Origin of the sequence: Arthrobacter sp. YD4, assembly GCF_030410515.1 — a bacterium.
Taxonomy (GTDB): domain Bacteria; phylum Actinomycetota; class Actinomycetes; order Actinomycetales; family Micrococcaceae; genus Arthrobacter.
In genome coordinates this window covers 1,799-5,000 of the sequence record NZ_JAUHHD010000010.1, presented here as the reverse complement: position 1 = coordinate 5,000, position 3,202 = coordinate 1,799, and the positions used below count along the sequence as shown (strand labels likewise).

The following is a 3,202-nucleotide window of genomic DNA, read 5'->3' as shown; positions in this document are numbered from 1 at the left end:
GGTGTATGGAAATCTCATCTTGAAGCGAGCTTCCCGCTTAGATGCTTTCAGCGGTTATCCCATCCGAACGTAGCTAATCAGCGGTGCACTTGGCAGTACAACTGACACACCAGAGGTTCGTCCGTCCCGGTCCTCTCGTACTAAGGACAGCCCTTCTCAAATTTCCTGCGCGCGCAGCGGATAGGGACCGAACTGTCTCACGACGTTCTAAACCCAGCTCGCGTACCGCTTTAATGGGCGAACAGCCCAACCCTTGGGACCTACTCCAGCCCCAGGATGCGACGAGCCGACATCGAGGTGCCAAACCATGCCGTCGATATGGACTCTTGGGCAAGATCAGCCTGTTATCCCCGAGGTACCTTTTATCCGTTGAGCGACGGCCATTCCACAATGTACCGCCGGATCACTAGTCCCGACTTTCGTCCCTGCTCGAGATGTCTCTCTCACAGTCAAGCTCCCTTGTGCACTTACACTCGACACCTGATTGCCAACCAGGCTGAGGGAACCTTTGGGCGCCTCCGTTACTTTTTAGGAGGCAACCGCCCCAGTTAAACTACCCATCAGGCACTGTCCCTGACCCGGATTACGGGCCGAAGTTAGATGTCCAAAGTGACCAGAGTGGTATTTCAACGATGACTCCACCCGAACTGGCGTCCGGGCTTCAACGTCTCCCACCTATCCTACACAAGCCACTCCGAACACCAATACCAAACTATAGTAAAGGTCTCGGGGTCTTTCCGTCCTGCTGCGCGTAACGAGCATCTTTACTCGTACTGCAATTTCGCCGAGTTTATGGTTGAGACAGCGGGGAAGTCGTTACTCCATTCGTGCAGGTCGGAACTTACCCGACAAGGAATTTCGCTACCTTAGGATGGTTATAGTTACCACCGCCGTTTACTGGGGCTTAAATTCTCAGCTTCGCCTTGCGGCTAACCGGTCCTCTTAACCTTCCAGCACCGGGCAGGAGTCAGTCCGTATACATCGTCTTGCGACTTCGCACGGACCTGTGTTTTTAGTAAACAGTCGCTTCCCCCTGGTCTCTGCGGCCCCGCCACGCTCCGGACAGCTAGTGTCCATCACGATAGGGGCCCCCCTTCTCCCGAAGTTACGGGGGCATTTTGCCGAGTTCCTTAACCATAATTCTCTCGATCGCCTTAGTATTCTCTACCTGATCACCTGTGTCGGTTTGGGGTACGGGCGGCTAAAACCTCGCGTCGATGCTTTTCTCGGCAGCATAGGATCACCGGATCCCCCCATACGGGGGTCCCATCGGGTCTCAGGCATCATGAACAGCGGATTTGCCTACCGTTCGCCCTACATCCTTAGACCGGGGCAACCATCGCCCGGCCCGGCTACCTTCCTGCGTCACACCTGTTAATACGCTTGCCTCCCAGGTTTCGGTCCCGCGCTCCACCAAAACCCTCACACCACAAGGGTGATCGGGCAGGTCTCGGGCGGTTAGTATCCCCTGTTCAACATGGGCGGTTTTTCGCCGGTACGGGAATATCAACCCGTTGTCCATCGACTACGCCTGTCGGCCTCGCCTTAGGTCCCGACTTACCCAGGGCAGATTAGCTTGACCCTGGAACCCTTGATCATTCGGCGGACGGGTTTCTCACCCGTCTTTCGCTACTCATGCCTGCATTCTCACTCGTGTAGGCTCCACCGCTGGTTTACACCGCGACTTCACTGCCCACACGACGCTCCCCTACCCATCCAGACGCCTGAACCACAAGGGCTTAGCAAAAATCTGAATGCCACAACTTCGGCGGTGTACTTGAGCCCCGCTACATTGTCGGCGCGGAATCACTTGACCAGTGAGCTATTACGCACTCTTTTAAGGATGGCTGCTTCTAAGCCAACCTCCTGGTTGTCTTCGCAACTCCACATCCTTTCCCACTTAGCACACGCTTAGGGGCCTTAGTTGGTGGTCTGGGCTGTTTCCCTCTCGACTATGAAGCTTATCCCCCACAGTCTCACTGCTGCGCTCTCACTTACCGGCATTCGGAGTTTGGCTGACGTCAGTAACCTTGTAGGGCCCATTAGCCATCCAGTAGCTCTACCTCCGATAAGAAACACGCAACGCTGCACCTAAATGCATTTCGGGGAGAACCAGCTATCACGAAGTTTGATTGGCCTTTCACCCCTACCCACAGCTCATCCCCTCCATTTTCAACTGAAGTGGGTTCGGTCCTCCACGACGTCTTACCGTCGCTTCAACCTGGCCATGGGTAGATCACTTCGCTTCGGGTCTAGATCACGCCACTGCAACGCCCTATTCAGACTCGCTTTCGCTACGGCTTCCCCACACGGGTTAACCTCGCGACGTAACACTAACTCGCAGGCTCATTCTTCAAAAGGCACGCCGTCACAACTACAAGGCTGCTCCGACGGATTGTAAGCACACGGTTTCAGGTACTGTTTCACTCCCCTCCCGGGGTACTTTTCACCTTTCCCTCACGGTACTGGTCCGCTATCGGTCATTAGGGAGTATTTAGGCTTATCAGGTGGTCCTGACAGATTCGCACGGGATTTCTCGGGCCCCGTGCTACTTGGGATACTCTCCAGGCGGCGTGACAAGCATTTCGGTTACGGGGCTCACACCCTCTCTGGCCGGCCTTTCAAGACCGTTCACCTATGCCCACGCTCTCACCCCACTGTCCCGGCAGAGACAGAACGGAAAGTCCCACAACCCCGACCATGCAACGCCCGCCGGCTATCACACATGGAACGGTTTAGCCTGATCCGCGTTCGCTCGCCACTACTAACGGAATCACTATTGTTTTCTCTTCCTGCGGGTACTGAGATGTTTCACTTCCCCGCGTTCCCTCCACGCACCCTATGTGTTCAGATGCGGGTCACCAGGCAACTCGCGCCCCTGGCGGGGTTTCCCCATTCGGACACCCTGGGATCACAGTCCGGTTATCGACTCCCCCAGGCTTATCGCAGATTCCTACGTCCTTCTTCGGCTCCTAATGCCAAGGCATCCACCGTGTGCTCTTAAAAACTTGACCACAAAAGATCAAGGAGTAATTTCGAGAGAACCACAGAAACCAACCACACCACAACAACACCACCCAACAAGGGGCAGTCATCATCGAGCGCAGCCAGATCCAGGTTCATATTCTTGGAAATTGCTTCTTATAAAAGATGCTCGCGTCCACTATGTAGTTCTCAAACAACAACCCCGTACCACACACCC

The 3,202-nt window shown here is 55.0% G+C and carries 1 rRNA gene; it reads right to left on the bottom strand.

The window, feature by feature from the left end:
- Nucleotides 1-3,014: ribosomal RNA gene (locus QWJ39_RS16230) — 23S ribosomal RNA — on the bottom strand; the annotation flags it as partial.
- Between the last annotated feature and the right edge of the window lie 188 nt (nt 3,015-3,202).